Here is a 23,313-nt window from a genome sequence, read left to right as displayed (position 1 = left end):
AAGCGTGTGACGGCGGTGTCACGCGGGACGCGCGCGGGCTCCCGTGACGCACCGGTCCGCACCACCGCGGGGTGGTGCGGACCGGTGAGGCGCCGTGCGGAGGGGCGTCCCGCGGATCACCTGCCGGCCTGGAGGGCTCCCCAGGTCCCGCTGCCGACGATGCCGTCCACGGTCAGGCCGCGGGTGCGCTGGTAGTCGCGGACGGCCGTGTCGGTGTTCGTGCCGAAGAGGCCGTCGATGCCGACGGTCCGGCCGAGGGCGGCCGTCAGCGCGCGCTGGAGCCGTTCCACGTCCGCGCCCGAACTCCCCTGCTTCAGGACGGGCTTGGTGCCCGCCGACAGCAGGGCCGTCCAGGTGCGGGCGCCGACCACGCCGTCGGCGGTCAGGCCGCGGTTGGCCTGGAACGCCTTCACCGCGCTCTCGGTGCCGGCGCCGAAGACGCCGTCCACCGTGCCGGCGTTGAAGCCGTGCTGGTTCAGCAGGTGCTGGGCGGCCTTGACCTGGGCGCCGGTCGAGCCGCTGCGCAGGGTGTCGTAGGAGGTGAAGTTCAGCTGGACGGGCGGGGTGGCGTCACCGCCGCGGACCAGCTGCATGTAGTACGTCCAGTTCCAGTTGGGACCGGGGTCGGTGTGGTCGTTCCCCGGGACCTCGACGTGGCCGACGATGTGCGTGCGGTCCTTGGGGATGCCGTAGCGGTCGCACAGGTGGCGGGTGAGCGCGGCCGAGGAGCGGTACATGGCGTCGGTGAACCAGGAGGGGTTGTCGACGTAGCCCTCGTGCTCGATGCCGATGGAGTACGGGTTGCCGGACTTGGCGTGCCAGGCGGTGTCGCGGTCGCGGACCGTCTGCGTGACCTGCCCGTCGGAGGAGCGGATCACGTAGTGGGCGCTGACGTTGGAGTCGGGGTTCTGGAACCAGCTGATCGACCCGGCGTACGAGCCCTGGGTGACGTGGACGACGACGTGGGTGATGGCGGACGAGCGGCCGACGGTGTAGTTGCCGGAGTAGGCAGGCACCCACAGGGCGGGCGGGTAGTCGGTGCTCAGGGTGCCGGCCTCGGAGGAGGCGGCGGCCTCGGCGGGGTCGTCCAGGGAGCGGACCTTGGCGTAGCGGCCCAGTTCGGGGTCGACGTCCCGCGGCTTCACGGTGACCCGTTCGCCGGACGGGGTGAGGGCGCTGAAGCCGTCCGCCAGGAAGTCGTAGACGGTGTCGGCGTAGAGCCGGGCGGTGCGGGCGTCGTCCGCGCCGCTGTAGCGGGCCACCACCGGGTACCAGGCGTCCACGTCGCGGCGTTCGGCGGCGTCCAGGCCGGACGCGTCGGCGTAGGCGCGCAGGACGGCGGCGCCGCCGAGGATGTTGGCCGCGGTGTCCCGCCTCAGGTCGGCCTCCGGTTCGCCGGTGAGTTCGGCGGCCCGCTCCAGGGTGCGGTGGTCGGGGTTGTCGACCAGGTGCATCACGCCGTAGCCGTTCGCGTGGCTGGGCTTCCCGTCGTGGCCGTCGAGGTGGGTCTCCCCGTAGCCGACCGCGACGAGGAGGTCGCGCGGGACCTGGAACTCCTCGGCGGCCTGGGCGAACGCCCGGTTCATCGGGGCGGGCGGCGCGGGGTCCGCGGGCGCGGCGCCCGCGGGACCGCCGGTGAGGAGCAGCGCGGCGACGGCCAGGCCGCCGAGCGCGATGGCGGCGGGCCGTCTTGGGGCCGTGGGGCGTCGGGACATTCTTCCTCCAGGTCAGCATGCGCGTGGGGGTGAGCATCGATGGCTCGCTCACGCCGGTGGATGGAAGGCTTTCTACCGGCAAGCCATGTACACGTCAATAATGTTCCGGGTGTTCCCCGCGATTTCGTCCACCGCTCGCAGGGAATTCGGAGGCGGGGTCCGGGAAAAGGCGCCGAGACCCGAATCCCCACCCGGACCACCGCCACCGCCTGCACGGACGTCTCACCCGGCGCGACCGTCCACGCGCCGGGGGATTCCGCGACCCCCGAGCCTCGCCGGTCGACGCTACGCGCGTCAACGAATTGCGCGGAAAAAGCGAGGAATTCTTTGGTGTGAACCACTGAAGAAATCCGGGAAGGAAACGGAAAGGTCCGCCCGATCCGCCCTTCGGCCACCTTTCCGCCCCTCTCCGAAGGGGCTTGTCGAAAGGGCTCGGCGGCGGCCTCGGGGCCCCGGCGCGACCGCTCCGCGAGAGGACGTGCCCCAACTCCCCGACGGCGCGCGGGAGATGCTCCCCCGGCGGCGTCGAACGGCCCGGACCGGGGTGTGATCCCGCTCCCACCACCGGCGGAGCCGGGTCGCCGGCCCGTTAGAGTGAGCCGACGAACGTCACGTGCCCGAGTGGGGGAAGCCGGTGCGAATCCGGCGCTGACCCGCAACCGTGAACACGGCGGACGCATCCCGCCCGCCGTGCCAGCCGGAGCACCCGCCCGGGCACGAGCAGGCTCCCGGAGCCGGTGCCTCCGCCGCACGGCGGGGCGGCGGCCCCGGTACCGGCACCGTCGAGGAGTGCGGAGCCGAGCCCGGTGTGCCCCGTGCGGCGAGCGCGGTCGGCCGGCCGCGCACGGCTGCGCCCGGAAGACGCCCACGAGAAAGGCACCCGCCATGTCCCTGCGCCGTACCGTCGCGGCCCTGGTCGCCTCCGCCGCGCTCTGCGCGGCCGCGACCCCCGCAGCCGTCGCCGAGGAGTCTCCGTCCGCGCAGGCTCCGGCGCAGCGGGACCTGCCGTCCGCGCTGTACGGGAAGGGCGACCCGCGGTACGACGGCGTGTGGCGGCAGTCGCTGGCCCTGCTCGCCCAGGACACGGCCGGGGTGAAGCCCGCCGGGAAGGCCGTGGAGTGGCTGACCGGGCAGCAGTGCGAGGACGGCGCCTTCGCCTCCTACCGCCCCGACCCCACCGAGCCGTGCACCGCCGAGACCGTCGCCGACGTCAACGCCACGGCCGTCGCCGTCCAGGCGCTGGCCGCCCTCGGCGGCCACGACGAGCGGGTGGAGAAGGCGGTGGAGTGGCTGAAGCTGGTCCGGAACGAGGACGGCGGCTGGGGCTACAACCCCGGCGCCCCGAGCGACGCCAACACCGTCTCCCTCGTGATCGGCGCCCTGGTGGCGGCGGGTCAGGACCCGGCGAAGGCGCTCTCGGACGAGGGCGGTTCGCCGTACGACGCCCTGCTGGACTTCCGCCTGGGCTGCGACGCGAAGGCCGACGAGCGCGGCGCCTTCGCCTACCAGCCCGACGACAAGGGCCGGTTGGCCGCGAACGACGACGCCACGGCCGCCGCCGTCCTGGCCGCGCTGGGCGAGGACCTGGTCGTCGAGCCGGGCGACCAGAACGGCGCCGCGGCGAAGGCGCCCACCTGCGACGGGGACGGGGACGAGGAGCCCACCCCGGCCGAGGCCGCCGCCGGCGGCGCCGCGTACCTGGCGAGGACGCTGGAGGAGGGCGGCGGCCACCTGACGTCCGCCCTGCCCGGCGCCGAGGAGCAGCCGGACTACGGCAACACCGCCGACGCCGTGCTCGCCCTGGCCGCCGCCGGTCGGGAGGACGCCGCCCGCGCGTCCCTGGCCTGGCTGGAGGAGAACGCCCCGACGTGGGAGGGGTTCGAGGACAACCCGGCCGCCCTGGGCCAGCTCGTCCTGGCCGCCCGCGCCACGGGCGGCGACCCGTCGGACTTCGGCGGCACCGACCTGGTGGAGCTCCTGAACGCCACCGGCCCCGCACCGGCGTCCGTGCCGGACGACGGCGGGAACGCGGACGACGGCGAGGGCGGCGCGGAGAAGGGCGGGGACGGCCTGCCGGTGATCGGGATCGCCGCCGGCGCGGTCCTGGTCGTCGCCGTGGTCGCCGCCGTGGTGGTCCTCCGCGGCAGGAGGCGGTCCGAGTGACCGCGCGGCGCGTCCGGTCCGCCCTGTCGGCCGTCCTGCCCACCGCTCTGTCGTCCGTCCTGCCCACCGTCCTGTCGGCCGCGTGCGCGGCCGTCGTGCTGGTGGCGGCCGGCGCGGCGCCCGCGCACGCGGGCGAGTACCGCTACTGGTCCTTCTGGGAGCGGGACGGACGGGAGTGGACGTACGCCACGCAGGGACCGGGCACGCTGCGCCCCGAGGACGGCGCCGTGCTGGGGTTCCGGTTCGCCGTGAGCGAGGACTCCGGAGACGCCGACGCGCCGCGCGGACGGGCGGACTTCGAGGCGATCTGCGGAACCACCGAGCCGCGGTCCGGCGAGAAGCGGATCGCGTTGGACGTCGACTTCGGCACCGCGGCCGACGCCCCCTCGGGCGAGACCCCGCCGAAGGCCCGCACCGCCTGCGCCGTCGTCCCCGAGGACGGCACCGCCGCCGACGCGCTGGCCGCCGCCTTCGAACCGCTGCGGTACGACTCCTCGGCGATCCTCTGTGCCATCGCGGGCTATCCGCGGACGGGCTGCGGCGAGCAGGTGTCCTCCGACGGGGCGGCCTCCGACAAGGCGACCTCCGACGCGGCGACGGACGAGGCGGGCGCGGCGGACGAGGGCGGGACCGGCGACGGCGGCCCCTCCACCGGCCTGCTCGGCGGCGTCGCCCTCGTCGCCGCCCTGGGGGCCGCGGCCGTGTGGCAGGCCCGGCGACGCCGGTCATGACCCTCCCGACCGCGCTGCGCGCCCCCCGGGAGACCCGCGCCAACGCCCTCCACGCGGGCGCGTGGTGGCTGTGGGCGCTGGGACTGGCCACGGCCGCGTCGCGGACCACCAACCCGCTGCTGCTGGCGCTGATCGTCGCCGTCACCGCGTACGTCGTCGCGGCCCGTCGCACCGACGCCCCCTGGGCGCGCGGCTACGGCGCCTTCCTCAAGCTCGCCCTGCTGGTGCTGGCCGTCCGGATGGTGTTCGCCACGCTCCTGGGCAACCCGATTCCCGGCACCACCGTGCTGTTCACCCTCCCCGAGGTCCCGCTGCCCGACTGGGCGCGGGGCGTGCGGCTGGGCGGCCGGGTCACGGCCGAGGGCCTGCTGTTCGCGCTGTACCCGAGCCTCAAGCTGGTCGCCATGCTGGTGTGCGTCGGCGCCGCCAACGCCCTGGCCAACCCCGCCCGGCTGCTGAAGTCCCTGCCCGCCGCGCTGTACGAGGCGGGGATGGCGGTGGTCGTGGCGATGACGTTCGCGCCGCACCTGATCGCCGACGTCCGGCGGCTGCGCGCCGCCCGCCGGCTGCGCGGTCGCGACGACAGGGGGATCGGCGCGGTGCTGCGGATCGGACTGCCGGTCCTGGAGAGCGCGTTGGAGCGCTCGGTGGCGCTGGCCGCCTCGATGGACGCCCGCGGCTACGGCCGCACCGCGCGGGTGCCGCCCGCCGTGCGCCGCACCACCGCCGTCCTCACCGTCGGCGGACTGCTGGGCGTGTGCGCCGGGACGTACGGGCTGCTGGCCGCCGAGGGCGCGGTCTACGGGCTGCCGGTGCTGCTCGTCGGACTGGCCGCCGCGCTGGGCGGGCTGCGGCTGAGCGGGCGCCGCTCGGTGCGCAGCCGCTACCGGCCCGACCGCTGGGGGGCGCGCGCCTGGCTGGTGTCCGCCTCCGGCGCCGCGGTGGCCGCGGCCATGGTCGGGGCCGCGGCCACCGTCCCGGAGGCGCTGCATCCGTCCGTGGTCCCGCCGACCGCGCCCGAATTGCCGCTGTGGCCCGCGGCGGCCGTCCTGATCGGCCTGCTCCCGGCCTTCGTCGCGCCCGTACCGGCCCCCGGGGCCGGCGCGACCGGCCGGCGGCCCGAGGAAACCCCGCAGGCGAAGGAGACGCCCCGCGCATGATCCGTTTCGACCAGGTCTCCGTCACCTACGAGGACGCCGACGCGCCCGCCCTGCGCGGCGTGGACCTCACCGTCGACGAGGGCGAGCTGGTGCTGCTCGTCGGCCCGTCCGGAACGGGCAAGTCCACGCTGCTGAACACCGTCTCCGGGCTCGTCCCGCACTTCACCGGCGGCACCCTGCACGGCCGGGTGACCGTGGCCGGCCGCGACACCCGCGACCACCGGCCGCGCGAACTGGCCGACGTCGTCGGCACGGTGGGCCAGGACCCGCTCGCCCACTTCGTCACCGACACCGTCGAGGACGAACTCGCCTACGGCATGGAGTCGTTGGGCCTGCCGCCCGACACCATGCGGCGCCGCGTCGAGGAGACCCTGGACCTGCTGGGCCTCGCCGAGCTGCGCGACCGGCCCATCGCCACCCTCTCCGGCGGGCAGATGCAGCGGGTGGCCATCGGCTCGGTGCTCACCACCCACCCGAAGGTGCTGGTGCTGGACGAGCCGACCTCCGCCCTCGACCCGGCCGCGGCCGAGGAGGTGCTGGCCGTGCTCCAGCGGCTGGTCCACGACCTGGGCACCACCGTGCTGATGGCCGAGCACCGGCTGGAGCGCGTGGTGCAGTACGCGGACCGGGTGCTGCTGCTGCCCGCGCCGGGCGCCGCGCCCGTCCTGGGCGACCCGGCCGAGGTGATGGCGCTCTCGCCGGTCCACCCGCCCGTGGTGGCCCTGGGACGGCTGGCCGGCTGGTCCCCGCCGCCGCTGTCGGTGCGCGACGCGCGGCGCAGGGCGTCCGGGCTGCGGGATCGGCTGGCCGCCCTCGTCCCGCCCGCGCCCGGCGAGCCGCCCCACGCGCCGCCGCTGGCCGAGGTCTCCTCGCTCTCCGTCCACCGCGGCCGGCTCCCCGTCCTGCGGGAGGTGGACCTGACGGTGCGGCCGGGCGAGACGATCGCGCTGATGGGCCGCAACGGCGCGGGCAAGTCCACCCTGTTGGGCACCCTGGTCGGGGCGCACGAGCCGACGCGCGGCCGGGTGCGCCTGGGCGGCGCGTCCGATGTCGTCCCGCACCGCACCCGCCCCTCCGAACTGCTGCGCCACGTCGGCCTCGTCCCGCAGGACCCGCGCGACCTGCTGTACGCGGACACCGTCGCCGCCGAGTGCGCCGCCGCCGACGGGGACGCGGGCGCCGAACCCGGCACCTGCCGGGCCCTGGTGTCCGCCCTGCTGCCGGACGTGCCCGACACCACGCACCCGCGCGACCTGTCCGAGGGGCAGCGCCTGACCCTGGCCCTGGCCGTCGTCCTCACGGCCGCCCCGCCGCTGCTGCTCCTGGACGAGCCGACGCGCGGCCTGGACTACGCGGCCAAGGAGCGGCTGACCGGCGTGCTGCGCTCCCTGGCCGAGGACGGCCACGCCATCGTCCTGGCCACCCACGACGTCGAACTGGCCGCCGAACTCGCCCACCGCGTGGTCGTCCTGGCCGACGGCGAGGTGGTGGCGGACGGCCCGTCCGCCGAGGTCGTCACCTCCTCCCCCGCGTTCGCCCCGCAGATCGCCAAGGTCCTCTCCCCGCGGCCCTGGCTCACGGTCGGCCAGGTGCGAACGGCCCTGGAAGGGGCGGCCCTCGAAGGGGCGGGTGGGGGCGCGTGAGCGGAACCGACCGCCGGGCGCGGCCCGTGCGGCTCGGGCCGCGGTCCGTCGCGGCCCTCGGCCTGGTCTCGGCGACCGGCGTCGTCGCCTTCGGCTGGCCGCTGCTGGCCGACTCCGCCTCCGGGCTGGCCCACTCCCACGACGCGCCCTGGCTGTTCGCGCTGCTGCTGCCGATGCTGCTGGCCGTGGCGGTGGCGACCATCGCCGACACCGGTCTGGGCGCCAAGGCCGTCGCGATGCTGGGCGTGCTGGCCGCCGCCGGCGCCGCGCTGCGTCCGCTGGGGGCGGGGACGGCCGGTCTGGAGCCGATGTTCTTCCTGATGGTGCTCTCCGGACGGGTCCTGGGACCGGGGTTCGGGTTCGTCCTGGGCGCCCTGTCGATGTTCGCCTCGGCCCTGTTGACCGGCGGGGTCGGCCCGTGGCTGCCGTTCCAGATGCTGACGATGGGCTGGGTGGCGATGGGCGCGGGCCTGCTGCCGGGCCCTCACCGGCTGCGCGGACGGCGGGAGTTGGCGATGCTCGCCGGGTACGGGGCCGTCGCCGCCGTGCTGTACGGGGTGGTGATGAACCTCCAGGGCTGGCCGTACATCAAGGACCTGGCCGTCGGGATCGCCCACGTCCCCGAGGACCCGATCGAGGTGAAGCTGGTCAAGTTCGCCGCCTACGTCCTGGCCACGTCGCTGGGTTGGGACCTGCCGCGCGCGCTGCTGACCGTGGTGCTCACCCTCGCCCTGGGCGGCCCGGTGCTGCGGGCGCTGCGCCGGGCCACGCGGCGGGCCGCGTTCGACGCCCCGGTGGCCTTCACCAGTGGTTCGTTTGCGGCGGACAAAGGCGGCAACGCGGACGGTTGACAGCCCGAGCAAGGGGACACTCGTGGAAGGCGAGCCATGTCCACAGGCTTGATCATCACTCTGATCGTGGTGGCGGTCGTCGTCATCGCACTCGCCCTGTACCTCGCCGGCAGGCGGAAGGGGCCGCACTCCCTGCGGCGGCGCTTCGGACCCGAGTACGAGCGGACCGTCGCCCAGCACGGCGGTGACGTCAAGGCCGCCGAGAAGGAACTCCAGGAACGGCTGCGGCGCCACGGCGACCTGCGGATGCAGCCGCTGACCCCGCAGGAGCGCGAGAGCTACGCCGCCCAGTGGGCCGCGGTGCAGGAGCGGTTCGTCGACTCGCCCGCCGAGGCGGTCGCCGAGGCGGACCGGCTGCTGGGGCGGCTGGCCGAGGCGCGCGGCTTCCCGGGCGACGGGTACGACGAGCAGGTCGCCGCGCTCTCGGTGCACCACCCCCACCGCGTCCAGGGCTACCGCGAGATGCACGCGGTGGCCGTGCTGGGCCGCGAGGGGCAGGCCGACACCGAACGGCTGCGCGAGGCGCTGGTGCACGCCCGCGCCCTGTACGAGGACCTCGTCGCACAGCCCGCCGCGGAGCCGGACCGCCACGCCGGTCACGGCCGTGCCGCGGACGACCGGCACGGCGGACACGACGACCGGCACGGCGGACACGGCGGCGGGCACGTCGAGCACGGCCGCGACGTCCACGCCGACGGCGAGCCGCGCCGGCACGGCCGGTTCGCCGAGAAGCTGCACGCCCTTCGGACGCCGCACCGTCACGAGCCGCAGCACCACGGCACGTCGAGGAGGAGCGCATGACCACGACCCACCACGGGGCGGCCGCCCGCCACGGGGCGACCGGGACGGAACGGGCCGACGGGGCGCGGGAGTCCGCGTTCCTGCCGCCGCACGAGCGCGAGGAGTTCGCCCGACGCCTCCACCAGGCGGTGAACGGCTTCGTCGACGAGCCGCGGCGCTCGGTCGAGGAGGCCGACGCCCTGTTCGACGAGGTCTTCCGCCGCATCGCCGCGCTCGTCGCCGAGCGCCGGCACGGCCTGCGCGCGCCCTGGCACGGTGAGGGCGCGACGGCGGAGACGGAGGAGCTGCGCAACGCCCTGCGCCGGTACCGGGACGCCACCGAGCACCTGCTGCGGCTGTGAGGCGTCGACGGCGCACCGCCGCGGGGCGCACCACCGCGGAAGGACGGAAGGTCCCGACCCGTGACGACGGGTCGGGACCTTCCTCGTACGGGCCCCGGCCGGTCGCCCGACCGTGGTGCCGCGTGCGCCGCTCCGAGCGGCGGAGGGCAGGATGGACGGCATGAGCATCGTGAAGATCAACGCCCTGACCGTCCCCTCCGACCAGCGCGAAACCCTCGAACAGCGGTTCTCCTCCCGCGCCGGGGTGGTGGAGTCCTCGGACGGCTTCGAGTGGTTCGAACTCCTCCGCCCGCTGGAGGGCACCGACCGTTACCTCGTCTACACCCGCTGGCGCGACGAGGAGTCGTACCGGGCCTGGCTGGAGGGGCCGATGAAGGCCGCCCACCAGGGTTCCGGCGGCGGGCGCCCGGCGGCCGGCGGGTCGGAGGTGTGGACCTTCGAGGTCGTCCAGCAGGCCGCGCCCAAGCCGAAGGAGGGCTGAGCCGCCCGGCGGACGCCCCGTCCGTCCGCCCGACCGCCCCGTCCGCCCGGTGCCGGACGTCCGATCCCGGGCGTCCGGCACCGGGCGGTTCCGTGGCGCCGGGACCGTCCCCGCGCCGGGTCAGGCCCCGATCCGCCCGACGGCCGGGCGCGGGCACTCCCGCTCCGAGCCGCCCACTTCCTCGCCGAGCCGGTGCACGAGCTCGGCGAGGTCGGTGGGGCGGTCGGGGGTCCACCAGTCGCCGAGCAGGTCGGCCAGGCACTCCTCGCGGGCGGCGGCCAGCCGGTCGGCCACCGCCCGCCCCCGGGCGGTGGGGACCAGGGGCAGCCCCTCGCGCACGGCCAGGCCGCGTTCCTCCAGCTCGCGGGCCGCCTCCAGGGTCACCTCCAGCGGCACGGTGCTGCGGTCGGCCAGGAGGGCGGGTTCGACGGAGCCGTAGCGGTGGATGCGCAGCAGCATCCAGCAGGACGCGGGCCCCAGGTCGGTGCCGGCCCGTTCGCCGACGCGCCGGTAGAGGTCGCGCCGGCCCTGGCGGTTGCCGAGGAGCGACAGGGCGCGGGCGATCTCCTCGTGGGAGGAGCGCTGCACGGGGTTGGGCGGGACGACCTCGCTGCCGTCGGGGGAGCCGACGCTGCCGCGCAGGGGTTCCTCCCTCGGGAACCAGGCCAGGACGAAGGCCGCCAGCACCACGGGCACCGCCCACAGGAAGACGTCGGTGATGGAGGAGGAGTAGACGCCCAGGACCCTCTCCCGGATCTCCGGAGGGAGCGCGCCGACGCCGCGCGGGTCCGCCCGCAGCCCCTCCGGGCTGATGCCGGGCGGCAGCGCCCGGCCCCGCAGGGCGTCGGCCATCCGGTCGGCCAGGACGCTCGCGAAGACCGTGCCGAAGACGGAGACCCCGACCGAGGCGCCGATGGAGCGGAAGAAGGTGGTGCCCGAGGTGGCCACGCCCAGGTGCGCGTAGGGCACGGCGTTCTGCACGGCCAGGATCAGCACCTGCATCACCAGGCCGAGCCCCAGGCCGAAGACGAGGAAGGCGCCGCTCATCTGCCAGGTGGTGCTGTTCTCGTCGAGGTCGTGGAGCAGCAGCAGGCCGATCGCGGTGACGGCGGTGCCCACGACGGGGAAGACCTTCCAGCGGCCGGTGCGGCTGATGATCTGGCCGGAGCCGGTGGAGGTGGCCAGCACGCCCAGCACCATCGGCAGCATGTGGACGCCGGACATGGTGGGCGAGATCCCGTGGACGATCTGGAGGAAGGTCGGCAGGTAGGTCATCGCGCCGAACAGGGCGAAGCCGACGACGAAGCCGATGGCCGAGCAGACGGTGAAGGTCCGTATCCGGAACAGGCCGAGCGGCAGGACCGGCTCGGCGGCCCGCCGCTCCACGAGGACGAAGCCGACCAGCGCGGCGGCGCCGAGCACGGCCAGGCCGACGACCTGCGCCGACGCCCACTCCCAGGTGGTGCCGCCGAGCGAGGTGATCAGCACGACGCAGGTGGCCACCGTGGCGATCAGCAGGATGCCCGGATGGTCGATGCGGTGCTTCTCGCGGCGGACCGGCACGTGGAGGACGGCGGCGATGACGGCGAGGGCCACCACGCCCACGGGCAGGTTGACGTAGAAGACCCAGCGCCAGTCCAGGTGCTCGGTGAACAGGCCGCCGAGCAGGGGTCCCAGCACGCTGGTGGCGGCGAAGACCCCGCCGAACACGCCCTGGTAGCGGCCTCGGTCGCGGGGCGGGACGATGTCGCCGACGATCGCCATCGACAGCACCATCATGCCGCCGCCGCCCAGGCCCTGGACGGCGCGGAAGGCGATCAGCTCGGCCATGTTCTGCGCCAGTCCGCACAGGGCGGAGCCGACCAGGAAGACGACGATCGCGCCCTGGTAGAGCCGTTTGCGTCCGTACTGGTCGCCGAGCTTGCCCCACAGCGGGGTCGCGGCGGTGGAGGCCAGCAGATAGGCGGTGACGACCCAGGAGAGGTGTTCCAGGCCGCCGAGGTCGCCGGCGATGGTGGGGAGCGCGGTGGCGACGATCGTCTGGTCGAGGGCGCCCAGCAGCATGCCCAGCAACAGGGCGCCGATCGCCAGCCACACGGTGCGGCGTGGCCGGTCGGCCTCCGGTTCGGTGGGCGGGGCACCGGCGGCCGGTGCGTGCTGCGCCATGGGCACCTCCTCGTCGACGGACGGGCCGCCGCGCGGTCCGGTGCCGGACGGCGCGGCCCGTGGATCGTTCCGTGTTCCGTCCGTGGCGGGTGCCCCGGGAGCGTCGGGCCAAGCAGGTCGTCCGGGACCGCGGGGCGGGCGGACGACCATCGAGCGGGGGAGGGCCATCGAGTAGTCTCTGTGGCATTTCTGAGGGAGGGGAGCCCACAGTGGCGGACACACCCATCTGCCCGGTATGTCGGAGGCCGGTCGACGCCTCCGGTCGGGCGACCTGCCGGTGCGCCGACGTGGAGGTCCTGTCGCGGCCGGCGGCGCAGCCGGACGAGGGTCCGGACCCGGCCGACCTGGCGATGTTCGAGAAGGCGTCCACGGGGGCCCGTCCCCCGGAGGACGACACGTCCCCCCTGCCGGTCGTGGCCGAGCGCCCTCCCCGCCGCCGTGTGCGGCGCGGCCTGGTGCTCGCCGTGGGCGGCACCGCACTGGCCGTGGTCGGCTCCGGCGTGCTGGTCGCCGGGATGTTCGGGCAGGGCGACGACCCCTTCGACGAGGCGCGGTTCGAGGACCGGGGCGGCGCGCCGACCCTCCTGCTGCCCACGGGCGAGGTCGGGGAGTCCGCGAAGCCGAGCGCCGGCGCCGGCCCGTCCTCGTCGCCCTCCTCGTCCCCCTCGGCGTCCGCGAGCCCGTCTCCGAGCGGATCGCCGTCCTCCTCCCCCGGCGCCTCCGGCACCCCCTCCCCCACGCCGACGTCCGAGGACGCCGACCCGCGGCCGTCCTCCTCCGGCGCCCCGGACCGGGGCGACTGGGGCGGCGACCGCGACGACGACCGCGACGGCGACGGGGACCGCTGGGACGGCGAGCGGTCGTCCGTGCTGCGCGAGGGCGACACCGGCCCGGAGGTCGCGGAGTTGCAGTACCGGCTGCGCCAGACGTACGCCTACCGCGGCGACGTGGACGGCCGGTACGACCGCGAGGTCCGCGACGGGGTCGCCACGTTCCAGGAGTGGTACGGGGTGCGGGGCGATCCCGAGGGCGTGTACGGCCCGAACACCCGCCGGGCGCTGGAGCGCGCGACCGGGGGAGGGCGCTGAGACGCGGTCGTGAGATCCGACCGGGGGGTGGCGCGGGAGCGGACCGTTTTGTATCTTGGAGAAACAAAGTGGTTCCGCCCGTTCCCCGTGTCCGTCACGGGATCCCTGACCGGCGGGCGGACCACTTCGTGTTCTCCGCCCCCGCCCGTTGGAGCCCGTGGATGCCGTCCGACCCCGCCGCCACCGCCGTCACCCTGACGGCCCGCGCCCTGCTGCTGGACATGGACGGCACCCTGGTCGACTCCGACGCCGCCGTCGAGCGCGTCTGGCGCGCCTGGGCCGCCGAGCACGGCCTGGACGGGGACGAGGTGATGAGGGTGGCCCACGGACGGCAGGGGTACGCCACGATGGCCGAGCTGCTGCCCGACCGTCCGATGGAGGTCAACGTCGCCGAGAACCGGCGGCTGCTGGAGCGGGAGACCGCCGACACCGAGGGCGTCGTGCCGGTGCCGGGCGCTCCCGCCTTCCTGGCGGCGCTCGAAGGCGTCCCGCACGCGCTGGTGACCTCGGCGAACGTCCCCCTGGCCACCGCCCGCATAGCGGCGGCGGGCCTGCGGATGCCGCGGGTGCGGATCACCGCCGAGTCGGTCGGCGCGAGCAAGCCGCACCCGGAGGGCTTCCTCAAGGCCGCGGCCGAGCTGGGCTTCGAGCCCGGGGAGTGCGTCGTGTTCGAGGACTCCGCGGCGGGCGTCGCGGCGGGCCGCGCGGCCGGTATGCGGGTGGTCGGCGTCGGCCCCCGGGCCGCGGCCTTCTCCCCCACCGTCCACGCGCCGACGCTGGAGCACGTCCGCGTCGAGCCGCGGGACGACGGCACCGTGCGGCTGCGCGTCACCCCCGAGGCCGGCTGAGGCACGGCCCCGAAGACACACGCCCCTCTTCCGGAGCCTTCCTCCCCGCCGGCTCCGGAGGAGGGGCGTGGCCGTCCCCGCCCTCGCCGGGCGGGGTCGGGCACGGGCCGGGCGTCGGGCCCGGTCAGGCGGTCAGCGCCTCGTAGAAGCCGAGCCCGGCCAGGACGAGCATCACGCACGCCGCGATCCTGGTGATCAGCTTCAGGGGGACGCGGCGCATCAGCGCGCGACCGCCCAGGATGCCGATGGCCGCGACGGCCCAGAGGGCGAGCACCGCGCCGAGGCCGACCGAGAGCGGGTTCTCGTAGCGGGCGGCGAGGTTGGCCGTCATGATCTGCGTGAGGTCGCCGAACTCGGCGACCATGATCAGCATGAATCCGCTGCCCGCCACCTTCCAGAAGGACTGGTCCTTGGGCTTGCGGATCTCCTCCTCCCCGTCGTCCTTCTTCAACAGCAGCATCAGCGCGCCCGCCAGGAACAGCGCGCCGGTGATGCCCTGCACCAGCCGCTGCGGGAGGAGGGTGAGCACGCTGCCCGCGGCGACGGCGAGGGCGACGTGGACCGCGAAGGCGGCGGCGACGCCCGCGAAGACGTACGAGGCGCGGTAGCGGGTGCCGAGCACCAGCCCGGCGAGAGCCGTCTTGTCGGGAAGTTCGGCCAGGAAGACGACGCCGAAGGTCACGGCGGCGACGGTGAGACTGAGCACGGAAGGGTTTTCCTCGTCGATGGGTATCGGGCCGCCCTGCCGAGGGGGCCCGCCGGGAGCGAGCACACTTCGGCACGGCAGCGTCATGGACATGCGGTCATGAGCTGCGGCCGAAGGTCTCGCTGGCACGGTGCGCGGGCACCGGCTCCGGGCGCCGGGTCGGTCCGTCGAGGACGGGCCGACCAGTGTGTCGACGGTCCGGCGAAGAGCTACTCCCCTTCAGTCGTCCGCCAGCCTACGCGATGTCCCGGGTCATCGGCCGGCCGCCGGCCGACCGCCGCCCCCGCCGGCGCCGTCCCGGTGCAGCCGCCCGCGCGCGATCAACTCCAGCATCACCGAGACCGCGATCACCTCCACCAACAACAGCGCGACCAGCACGAAGAGTTGGACGGCCCCCGCCTGGACCGGCGAGGCGCCGCCCAGCAGCATGCCGACGAAGGCGCCGGGCAGTGTGACCAATCCCACGGTCCGGGTCTGGTCCAGGGCGGGGATCAGGCCGCCGGAGGCCGCCGGGCGGGCGATCTCCATGCGGGCGTCGCGCTCCAGGAAGCCCAGCGCCAGCGCGGCCTCGACCTCGCCGTGCCGGGTGCGCAGCGCGTCCAGCGCGTTGCGGCCGGCGAGGGTGCTCGCGGTGAGCGCGCCGCCGATGAGGATGCCGGTGACGGGGATCAGCGTGATGCCCCGGAGCGGGACGAGCCCGCCGAGCAGCAGCACGAGCACCACCGGCACCACCCCCGCGGCGATCGGGAGGCCCGCCCACCACCAGGTGCGGTTGCCGGTGACGCGCCGGCCCGCGGTCCGCGTCGCCACCGCGTACATCAGGACGAGGAAGGCGAGCAGGGTCGGCACCGCGCCGACGACCCAGCCGATCACCCAGGAGACGGCGGCGAGCTGGACCGCGGCCCGCGCTCCGGCGGCGAGGACGGCGCGGGCGTGGCCGTGCCCCCTGTCCGGGGCCAGGTGGGCGAGCGCGGCCACGCCGGCGGCGGCCAGGAGGAAGACGACGAGGACGACGCCCAGGGCGGGGGCGACGGGCAGCAGGGTGTCGGCCGCCCGGTACGGCGCGGCGGACGGTGCGACAGGCGGTACGGCTGACACTCCGTCAGCGTATGCGGCGACTCCGGGCGTCCCGTGGCAGCGCCACGCGCCGGGCGGATGCGTCGAGCGCGTCGATCGGTCCGGTCGACACTCTTGATCTGACGTGCTCATGTCGTCACCCTGTTACCTGGCGATCCCCGGGAGGAAACCTTTCGGCGCCACCCTGTCGGGGTCCTTCCGCCCGATATCCCCCCACTCCAAAGGGAGTTCACATGCACGGCATGCGCATGCCCGCCGTACGGCGCGGCTTCTACGCGCGTCGATCCATCACTCTCGGCGCGATATTCGCCCTCTGCGCCGGGCTGTTCCTCCTGGGCGCCCCCACCGCCCAGGCCGCACCGCCCACCCCACCGAGCGCCACCACCGCCCGCTCCTACCTGACCGCCCTGACGGTGCGGGCCGAGGGCTCCTCGGACGGCTACAGCCGCGACAAGTTCCCCCACTGGATCACCCAGAGCGGCACCTGCAACACCCGCGAGGTCGTCCTCGAGCGCGACGGCAGCAACGTGGTGCAGGACAGCTCCTGCGCGGCCACCAGCGGCAGCTGGTACTCCCCCTACGACGGCGCCACCTGGTACGCCGCCTCCGACGTGGACATCGACCACGTCGTGCCGCTCGCCGAGGCATGGCGCTCGGGCGCGAGCTCCTGGACCACCGCCAAGCGGCAGTCGTTCGCCAACGACCTGAACATCGCGCAGCTCATCGCCGTCACCGACAACGTCAACCAGGCCAAGGGCGACCAGGACCCCGCCGAGTGGATGCCGCCCCGCACCGCCTACCACTGCACCTACGCCCGGATGTGGGTGTGGGTGAAGCACAGCTACGGCCTCTCCGTGGACTCCGCGGAGAAGACCCGGCTGAGCAGCGTGCTCAGCGGCTGCTGACACGAGGTCCCGGAACCTCCCGGCCCTCCCCACCGTCGCCCCGGACGGAGGGGAGGGCCGGCGCGCGACCGGCCGCCCCCGGCCGCGGCACGGGACCCGGCGGATTCCCACGGGTGGCACGGGCGTACGCCGAACGGCGCACGACGCCCCCGGCCGGGGCCGGACCGGGGAGTGAACGTGCCGGAAACACTGGGGGCCTGCTCTACGCCCCCTGGATCTACGTCCTCATCGCGCTGTCCGTGCTGCTGGACGTCTTCCTGCCCCTCCTGCCGAACGGCCTCCTGGTGATCGCCGCCACGGCCACCGCCACCGGGACGGCCGCCGCCGACGTCGCCGGACTGCCCACCGACGCCCCGCTTCCCCGGACGTGCGCGCTGGTGGTGTGCGCCGCCACGGCCTCGGTCCCGGGCGACCTGCTGGTGTACGCCCTGGCCCGGCACGGCAGCGTCCGCCTCGGCCGGGTCGTCGCCCGCTCCCGCCGGCTGACGTCCGCTCAGGAGCGGCTCGGCGAGGCCCCGGCCCGCGGCATCGGCCCCCTGGTCGTCCTGGCCCGGTTCGCGCCGGCCGGCCGTTCGGTGACGAGCCTGGCGGCGGGCACGGCGCGGCGGCGCACCCGGGAGTTCCTCCCCTGGTCCGCCCTGGCGGGCCTGGCCTGGGCCGCGTACGGCGTCACCGTCGGCCGGCTCGGCGTCCGGTGGCCGGGGGCGTCCTGGATCGGTACGGCGGTCTCCGTGCCGGCCCCCTTCGGCACGGGCGTGCCGGCCGTCCGCCTGATGCGGCGCGGGCAGGCGCGGAACGCCTCCTGACGCGGAGTCCGGCGCCCCTCCCTCCCGTCCCGGCGCCTCCGCCGGAATGCCGGGCGCCAGGGACGGGAGGGGGACGCGTCAGGGCTTGCGGGCGATGCCCGCGTAGAGGGAGACCTCGGCGTCGGTCGCGTCCGCGAAGGGCTGGTCCGGCTCCGGCTTCCAGCGGTGCGGGGGGACCAGGCCGGGCTCGACGAACTCCAGCCCCTCGAAGAAGGGCAGGATCTCCTCCCTGGTGCGCTCCCGGCCCATGGAGGTGTTCGCGGCCTCCGCCATCCGGTGCAGGCGCTCCCACGTCCCGGGGTCGAAGTCCGGGGTGCAGTGGGTGAGGCAGAGGTAGCTGCCGGGCGCCAGCGCGTCCACCAGCTCCGCCACGACCTCGTACGGCCTCTTCTCGTCGCCGATGTAGTGGAAGACCGCGTTGAGGGAGAGCGCGACCGGCCGGCTCAGGTCCAGCGTCTCGCGGAGTTCGGGGTGGTCCAGGATCGTGCCCGGCTCGGTCACGTCCGCGTGGAGGTAGGCCGTGCGTCCCTCGGGCGTGCTGCGCAGCAGCGCCTGCGCGTACCGCAGCACGATGGGGTCGTTGTCGGCGTAGACGACCCGGGCCTCGGGAGCCTCGCCCTGGGCGATCTGGTGGAGGTTGGGCTCGGTCGGTATGCCCGTGCCGATGTCCAGGAACTGCCGGATCCCCGCCTCGCGGACGAACCACCGGGTAGCCCGGTGCATGAAGGCGCGGTTGACGCGGGCGCCGGTCAGCACGCCGGGCCAGCCGGCGATGACCGCCTCGGCGCCCTTGATGTCGGCCTCGTAGTTGGTCTTGCCTCCGAGGAAGTAGTCGTACATGCGCGCCGAGTGCGGCCTGCTGGTGTCGATGTCGTCGGCGGAGAAGCCCTGCGCGGTCATCTCGTCTCCCGTGGGGGGTGGTGGGGTTCGGCGGGGGTCTCAGGTGAGCAGGAAGTCGGCCTCGCCGCGCTTGGCCCCCAGGATGAAGGACTCGATCTCCTGGTGGGTGTAGATCAGGGCCGGACCGTCGGGGTCGTTGGACTGCCGCAGCGCCACGCGGCCGTCGCCGAGCTTCATCGCCTCCACGCAGTTGCCGCCGTTGGTCCCGCTCCACGGCTTGTGCCAGCCCTCGGTCCCGAGCTCCTTGGCCGGCATCCCGTTGTAAATGTGACCCATCGGTCAGAACTCCTTGCGAATGTCACCGAGGAGCTTCTCGGTGTGTCGTACTGATACGGCCTGAGCACCCATGCGGTCCAAGACCTCCAGGTAGGCGGCCGTGTCGGGGCGCTCGTCGAGATAGACGGCGCCGGTGAGGCTTTCGGTGTAGACGATGTCCGGAAGTTCCGGTATGTCGAAGCGGAACAGCTGGAAGGGCCCGAACATGCCGGGATGGGGCCCCGCGTCGAACGGCAGGACCTGGAGCGTGACGTTCGGCAGCGTCATCGCCTCCAGCAGCCGGTCGAGCTGCGCCCGCATGACCTCCGGCCCGCCGACGGGCCGGCGCAGGACCGTTTCGTCCATCACGATCCACAGCCGCGGGGCGTCGGGTTTGGAGAGGAGGCACTGCCGCCCCATGCGCAGCGCGACCCGGCGGTCGATCTCCTCCTCGGACGCGTTGGGGAAGCCGGTGCGCAGCAGCGCGCGGGCGTAGCCGTCGATCTGGAGCAGGCCGGGGACGCAGTGGGGTTCGTAGCCGCGGATGAGGTTCGCGGCGCCCTCCAGGCTGACGTAGAGGCCGAACCAGTCCGGCAGGACGTCGCGGAAGCGGTGCCACCAGCCCGGTTTGCGGGACTCCTCCACCAACTCCAGAAAGGCGTCGATCTCCGGCCGTTCGACCCCGTAGGTCTCCAACAGCTTCTCGACGAACAGCGGTTTCAAGCCGACTTCGGCCTTCTCCATGCGGCGGACCGTCGCGGCGTTGACGCTGAGCGCTCGGGCGGCCTCCTCAAAGGAGCATCCGGCCCTTTCCCGCAGGTCGCGAAGCCGCAGGCCGAGCACGATCCGCCCGACGGTTGCCACGTTCCCTCCCTCGAAAACCCTGTCGGACTGAGAGTCTGACACACCGTCGATGAGCGAGGCAGCCTGCCTTGAATATTCTGCAATTTGCAAGACGCCTCTTGCCTTCTGCCCGCGGCAGCGGGGATAGTGAGGGTCCCCCCAGGCAGACATACGGAAGGCGGACGGCCGTGGCGCTTTCTCAAGGCACGATGACGCTCCCGAGTCCGGTCGGCGTGTGCCCTGATCTGCGTCAGGAGACGTTCGAACTGCCGGCGCAGGCGGTCTCCGTCGCCGAGGCGCGCAACCGTGCCTTCGAGCGGCTGCGCCAGTGGGGGATGTCCGTGGACGTCTGCCACACGGCACGGCTGGTGGTCTCCGAACTCTTCACCAACGCCGTGCTGCACACCGACAGCGACCGGATCGGTTGCCTGTTGTACGTCGCCGACAACCAGATACGCATCGAGGTGCGCGACCAGGGCAGCTACGCGAGCACCCCGATGCTGCTCTTCCCCGGGGCCGAGGAGGAACGCGGCCGCGGCCTTCAACTGATCGAAACGCTCACGCAGGCCTGGGGGGTCGAGTCCGCCGGACGCGGACTGGGCCACATCGTGTGGGCCGTCATCCGGCCCTGAGCCGTCCAGCGGCCGGATGACCGAAAGGGCCCGGCCCCGTCCCGGCGAGGGGACGGGGCCAGGGCCACACAGGACGGGGGGCTCGAGCCGTGTGGGGGCGGCTCGGGCCCCTCTCCGTTCCCGCCGTACGGCGCCTCCTCGCCGGCGGAAGCCCCCGACCGGCTCCTGCCGGCACGATCGCGGCACCACGGTCGGGTCCGGCTCCTCCACCGCCACGGTTTCGGTCCCGACCGTTCCGCCCTGGACGCGGCGGTCCGCGAGGGCCCGTGGGAGGGGTGCCCGACGTGCGGCCGCGCGGGGCGGGTGTCACGCGGTTCTCCGCGGTCTCAGTCCGCGGTCCGCTCCACCGGGATCCACAGCTCCGCGTTCGCCTCCGCGCCGTCCGCCGACAGCCGGGTGCGCAGGATCTCCGGACCCGGCCTGCTCCGGTACGGGTTGGAGGGGAACCACTGGGTGAACACGTCCCGCCACAGGTGCTGGAGCGCCCGCGGGAACTCGCCCGAACTCTCGAAGACCGCCCACGTCCCCGCCGGGACGGTGAGGACGTCCATGTCCTCGGGAACGTCCTCGGGGGCCTTCGCGCCGGTCACCACGCCGTGCCAGTAGTCCAGCTCGCTGCCCTCCGCACGGTCCTCGGCGATGTCGTCGCTGACGGCCACGATGCCGCGCGGCTCCTGGTCGGAGAGTTCCTCCAGGCGCTCCCGGACCTCACGGTCGACGCTCCGCACGAACGCGGCGATCGCCGGGTTCACCCCCTCGTACACCAGGGGGACGCGCGCCTTCCTGCCGACCACGGCGAACTCCCCCTTCTCCACCACCCGGTACCGCATCTCACTGCTCCCTTCGACGACGAGCCGGAAGGACATCCGGGGCTGGGAGTTCAGGGCGGCACCGGTCCGCCTGGCCTCGCCGGGGCCGATGCCGTGCACGGCGCGGAACGCGCGGGCGAACGCCTCGCCCGAGCCGTAGCCGTACCGCACCGCGATGTCGAGCAGCGTCCGCTCCCCCGCGAGCACCTCGGCGCCCGCGACGGTGAGCCGGCGGCGGCGGACGTACTCCGACAGGCCCATGCCCGCCAGCGCGGAGAACAGCCGCCGCAGGTGGTACTCCGAGGTGAGGGCGATCCGCGCCAACTCGGCCGCGTCGACCTGTCGGTCGAGGTTCCGCTCGATGTGGTCCATGGCCCGGTTCAGCCGCTCCAGCACTCCCGGCCCTCCTTCCTTCCTCCTACGCCGTCCACGCTAGGAAGGGCGGCCCCGCCCGACCCGACATCTCGTGCCCGATCCGGTCGGGTCGCGGGCTCCTCCACCCGGGGGCCGGGCGTCCACCGTCGGACGGGCCCTCGCGCCGGTGGCGGTGGACGGTCACCCCGCTCTCCCCTCCACCGCCTCCCCGGCGGCGTCCAGCGCCAGGTGCCACGGGTACGCCTCCGGCCGTCCCTGGCCCGGAGGGTTCGGCACGAAACCGCCGGGACCGTACAGCACCCGCGCCCCCGCCCGGCGCAGGGTCTCCAGCGAGCGGTCGAACTGCGGGTGCGTGGCGTAGGCCGAGTTCACGCACGGCATCACCACCAGCGGGATGCGCTTGCCGATCGCCTCCGCGGTGAAACCCACCACGAACGTCGAGGTGATGCCCAGCGCGCACGCGTTGACCGTGTTCAGCGTCGCCGGCGCCACCACCACGACGTCCGCACGGGGCCAGACGTCCGGCAGGCCCGGCAGCCGGTAGGAGCTGCGCACCGGGTGCCCGGTCAGCTCCTCCAGCTCCGGCAGCCGGTCCGCCAGCCACTCCCGCGCGGTCGGCGTCACCCCCAAACACACGTCCCACCCCCGTGCCCTGGCGTCACGGACCGCGCGGTCGATGTGGAGCACCGGCAGGGCCGCGCAGCCGAGGAGGTACAGAACTCGGTTCGTCATGGAGGGCAGTCCACCACATGCGACCGACACCGGATCCGGTCCGCGGGGGCCGGACGCGGGTACCTTTCCACCAGCGCACGAAACGAAAGGACGCCGGTATGCCCGTAGCGGACGACGAGCACATCGGTTCCCGGATCGCCGCCCTGCGGAAACGCGCCGGACTCACCCAGCGGGGCCTCGCCCAGCGCATCCCCTACTCCTACAGCCTGCTGCGCCACGTCGAGAGCGGACACAAGAAGGCGTCCCCGCAGCTCGTCGCCGCCGTCGCCGGGGCGCTGCGCGTCGACGTGGCCACCCTGACCGGGCACGCCGAGCACCCCCTGCGGCCCGACCGCGTGGCCGCCCTGGTCCGGCCCATCCGCGAGGCGCTCGACCTGTACGACCTGCCGACGGACCCCCGCGAGGCCGGGGCCTCCCCCTCCGACCTGATCGCCGCGGCCGACGCGCTCTGCCGCGACGTGCGCGAGGCACGGCTGTACCAGGCGGCGGCGACCCTGCCGGGCCTCCTGGCGGACCTGACCGCCTCCTGCCACGAGCGCCCGAGCACGGAGCTGTGGCGGGCCATGGCGTCCGCGTGCCGCAGCGCCCACGACGTGACGACCAAGCTCGGGCGCTACGACCTGGCGGCCATCGCGCTCGACCGGATGGGCTGGGCCGCCGAGCACGCCGGCGACCCGCTGCTGGGCGCGATCCGGCAGTACAAGAGGGCCCTGTCCTACCGCAGCCGGGACGCCGAGCACCGCATCGGTCTGCGCATGGTGGCGTTCGGACACGACCTGCTGGGCCGGGCCGAACCGAGCACGGAGACGCTGGCGGTGACCGGCCAACTGCACCTGGGCGCGGCGGTGATAGCGGCCCGCGCGGGCGACCGCTCGGCCGTCGAGGAGCACCTGGCGCAGGCCGCCGAGACGGCCGCGCGCACGGGCGAGGTCGGGGCGGTCCACTGGCTGTCCTTCGGCCCCGCGAACGTCGGGGCGCACGAGGTGTTCGCCCGGCTGGAGCTGCGGCAGTTCGACGAGGCGCTGGAGGCGGCCCGCGCCGTCCGCCCGCCGCGCGGCTGGGCCGCGTCACGGCGGGCCGCCCTGCTGGTGGACGTGGCGCGCGCGGAGCTGGAGACGGGCCGGGTGGAGGCGTCGTTGACCTCGCTGTTGAAGGCCCGCAGGCTGGCGCCCCAGCAGACCCGCTTCCACCCCCGGGTGCGGGAGACGGTGCGGGCGCTGCTGCACCTGCGGCGCCGCTCCCCGGACACGCTGACGCGGCTGGCCTCCTGGCTGGGGGTGTGAAC

General features: G+C 74.6%; 23 protein-coding genes and 1 riboswitch. Of the genes, 14 read left to right on the top strand and 9 right to left on the bottom strand.

Translation table 11 applies throughout. The features are described from left to right. Window positions 1–116: 116 nt before the first annotated feature. Window positions 117–1,715 (bottom strand): peptidoglycan-binding protein, encoded by a 1,599-nt coding sequence (locus tag ABD335_RS13565; protein ID WP_344322536.1) that lies wholly within the window; start codon window positions 1,713–1,715, stop codon window positions 117–119. A 602-nt stretch (window positions 1,716–2,317) separates the two neighbouring features. After that, window positions 2,318–2,443: riboswitch (cobalamin riboswitch) on the top strand. Window positions 2,444–2,600: 157 nt separating this feature from the next. On the opposite strand from ABD335_RS13565, the gene ABD335_RS13560 reads away from it, so the two are divergent. From ABD335_RS13560 to ABD335_RS13525, 8 genes are all read left to right on the top strand, one after another. Further along, window positions 2,601–3,878 (top strand): SCO2321 family membrane protein, encoded by a 1,278-nt coding sequence (locus tag ABD335_RS13560; RefSeq protein ID WP_344322535.1) that lies wholly within the window; start codon window positions 2,601–2,603, stop codon window positions 3,876–3,878. After that, entirely contained in the window at window positions 3,875–4,609 is a 735-nt protein-coding gene (locus tag ABD335_RS13555; RefSeq protein WP_425583626.1) for an SCO2322 family protein, read from the top strand. Before ABD335_RS13560 ends, ABD335_RS13555 begins: the two co-directional genes overlap by 4 nt. After that, window positions 4,606–5,769 carry a CbiQ family ECF transporter T component gene (locus ABD335_RS13550; protein ID WP_344322534.1) on the top strand — a complete coding sequence of 388 codons (1,164 nt, stop codon included), beginning with the start codon at window positions 4,606–4,608 and terminating at the stop codon, window positions 5,767–5,769. The genes ABD335_RS13555 and ABD335_RS13550 overlap by 4 nt, the downstream gene beginning before the upstream one ends. Beyond that, a complete protein-coding gene (locus ABD335_RS13545; RefSeq protein WP_344322532.1) occupies window positions 5,766–7,412 on the top strand; it encodes an ABC transporter ATP-binding protein in 1,647 nt (548 codons plus the stop codon). Before ABD335_RS13550 ends, ABD335_RS13545 begins: the two co-directional genes overlap by 4 nt. Then, on the top strand, window positions 7,409–8,263 hold the full coding sequence (locus tag ABD335_RS13540; RefSeq protein WP_344322531.1) for an ECF transporter S component: 855 nt from the start codon (window positions 7,409–7,411) through the stop codon (window positions 8,261–8,263). The genes ABD335_RS13545 and ABD335_RS13540 overlap by 4 nt, the downstream gene beginning before the upstream one ends. 36 nt (window positions 8,264–8,299) lie before the next feature. After that, on the top strand, window positions 8,300–9,064 hold the full coding sequence (locus tag ABD335_RS13535) for a hypothetical protein (RefSeq protein ID WP_344322530.1): 765 nt from the start codon (window positions 8,300–8,302) through the stop codon (window positions 9,062–9,064). Then, window positions 9,061–9,405, top strand: a complete 345-nt coding sequence (locus tag ABD335_RS13530) for a hypothetical protein (protein ID WP_344322529.1) — start codon at window positions 9,061–9,063, stop codon at window positions 9,403–9,405. Before ABD335_RS13535 ends, ABD335_RS13530 begins: the two co-directional genes overlap by 4 nt. Window positions 9,406–9,565: 160 nt before the next feature. After that, window positions 9,566–9,886: an antibiotic biosynthesis monooxygenase family protein gene (locus tag ABD335_RS13525; protein ID WP_344322528.1), complete on the top strand. Its 321-nt coding sequence runs from the start codon at window positions 9,566–9,568 to the stop codon at window positions 9,884–9,886. 120 nt (window positions 9,887–10,006) lie between these two features. Here the strand turns inward: ABD335_RS13525 and ABD335_RS13520 are convergent, their stop codons facing one another. Beyond that, complete coding sequence (locus tag ABD335_RS13520; RefSeq protein ID WP_344322527.1) at window positions 10,007–12,052, bottom strand: MDR family MFS transporter; 2,046 nt, start codon at window positions 12,050–12,052, stop codon at window positions 10,007–10,009. Window positions 12,053–12,261: 209 nt separating this feature from the next. Between ABD335_RS13520 and ABD335_RS13515 the strand changes: the two genes are divergently transcribed. Both ABD335_RS13515 and ABD335_RS13510 read left to right on the top strand, forming a co-directional pair. Next, window positions 12,262–13,140, top strand: coding sequence for a peptidoglycan-binding domain-containing protein (locus ABD335_RS13515; protein WP_344322526.1), 879 nt, complete (start codon window positions 12,262–12,264; stop codon window positions 13,138–13,140). Between the two features lie 161 nt (window positions 13,141–13,301). Next, window positions 13,302–13,988: an HAD-IA family hydrolase gene (locus ABD335_RS13510; RefSeq protein WP_344322524.1), complete on the top strand. Its 687-nt coding sequence runs from the start codon at window positions 13,302–13,304 to the stop codon at window positions 13,986–13,988. A 124-nt stretch (window positions 13,989–14,112) separates the two neighbouring features. On the opposite strand, the gene ABD335_RS13505 is transcribed toward ABD335_RS13510, so the two are convergent. Continuing rightward, window positions 14,113–14,694: a TMEM165/GDT1 family protein gene (locus ABD335_RS13505; RefSeq protein WP_344322523.1), complete on the bottom strand. Its 582-nt coding sequence runs from the start codon at window positions 14,692–14,694 to the stop codon at window positions 14,113–14,115. A gap of 252 nt (window positions 14,695–14,946) precedes the next feature. Next, on the bottom strand, window positions 14,947–15,792 hold the full coding sequence (locus ABD335_RS13500) for an ABC transporter permease (protein WP_344322522.1): 846 nt from the start codon (window positions 15,790–15,792) through the stop codon (window positions 14,947–14,949). A gap of 221 nt (window positions 15,793–16,013) precedes the next feature. Between ABD335_RS13500 and ABD335_RS13495 the strand changes: the two genes are divergently transcribed. Both ABD335_RS13495 and ABD335_RS13490 read left to right on the top strand, forming a co-directional pair. Continuing rightward, window positions 16,014–16,676 carry an HNH endonuclease family protein gene (locus ABD335_RS13495; protein WP_425583641.1) on the top strand — a complete coding sequence of 221 codons (663 nt, stop codon included), beginning with the start codon at window positions 16,014–16,016 and terminating at the stop codon, window positions 16,674–16,676. A 197-nt stretch (window positions 16,677–16,873) separates the two neighbouring features. Further along, a complete protein-coding gene (locus tag ABD335_RS13490) occupies window positions 16,874–17,482 on the top strand; it encodes a DedA family protein (protein WP_344323026.1) in 609 nt (202 codons plus the stop codon). 78 nt (window positions 17,483–17,560) lie between these two features. Here ABD335_RS13490 and ABD335_RS13485 read toward each other — a convergent pair whose 3' ends face one another. The 3 genes from ABD335_RS13485 to ABD335_RS13475 are packed head-to-tail and all read right to left on the bottom strand — an operon-like array spanning window position 17,561 to window position 19,501. Beyond that, entirely contained in the window at window positions 17,561–18,382 is an 822-nt protein-coding gene (locus ABD335_RS13485) for an SAM-dependent methyltransferase (protein WP_344322520.1), read from the bottom strand. Window positions 18,383–18,421: 39 nt separating this feature from the next. Then, on the bottom strand, window positions 18,422–18,658 hold the full coding sequence (locus tag ABD335_RS13480; protein WP_031507245.1) for a DUF397 domain-containing protein: 237 nt from the start codon (window positions 18,656–18,658) through the stop codon (window positions 18,422–18,424). Between the two features lie 3 nt (window positions 18,659–18,661). Continuing rightward, window positions 18,662–19,501: a helix-turn-helix domain-containing protein gene (locus tag ABD335_RS13475; protein ID WP_344322519.1), complete on the bottom strand. Its 840-nt coding sequence runs from the start codon at window positions 19,499–19,501 to the stop codon at window positions 18,662–18,664. 188 nt (window positions 19,502–19,689) lie between these two features. Here ABD335_RS13475 and ABD335_RS13470 point away from each other — a divergent pair, with 188 nt between their 5' ends. After that, complete coding sequence (locus ABD335_RS13470) at window positions 19,690–20,112, top strand: ATP-binding protein (protein ID WP_344322518.1); 423 nt, start codon at window positions 19,690–19,692, stop codon at window positions 20,110–20,112. Between the two features lie 326 nt (window positions 20,113–20,438). Here the strand turns inward: ABD335_RS13470 and ABD335_RS13465 are convergent, their stop codons facing one another. Then, window positions 20,439–21,317, bottom strand: coding sequence for an AraC family transcriptional regulator (locus ABD335_RS13465; protein WP_344322517.1), 879 nt, complete (start codon window positions 21,315–21,317; stop codon window positions 20,439–20,441). A 159-nt stretch (window positions 21,318–21,476) separates the two neighbouring features. Then, complete coding sequence (locus ABD335_RS13460; RefSeq protein WP_344322516.1) at window positions 21,477–22,028, bottom strand: flavoprotein; 552 nt, start codon at window positions 22,026–22,028, stop codon at window positions 21,477–21,479. Between the two features lie 98 nt (window positions 22,029–22,126). On the opposite strand from ABD335_RS13460, the gene ABD335_RS13455 reads away from it, so the two are divergent. After that, entirely contained in the window at window positions 22,127–23,311 is a 1,185-nt protein-coding gene (locus tag ABD335_RS13455; RefSeq protein WP_344322515.1) for a helix-turn-helix domain-containing protein, read from the top strand. The last annotated feature ends 2 nt before the right edge of the window (window positions 23,312–23,313 follow it).

Source organism: Streptomyces macrosporus (assembly GCF_039533145.1).
Classification (GTDB): Bacteria; Actinomycetota; Actinomycetes; order Streptomycetales; family Streptomycetaceae; genus Streptomyces; species Streptomyces macrosporus.
Note: the sequence above shows the minus strand (reverse complement) of the source record. Positions and strands in the feature narration are given on the sequence as shown.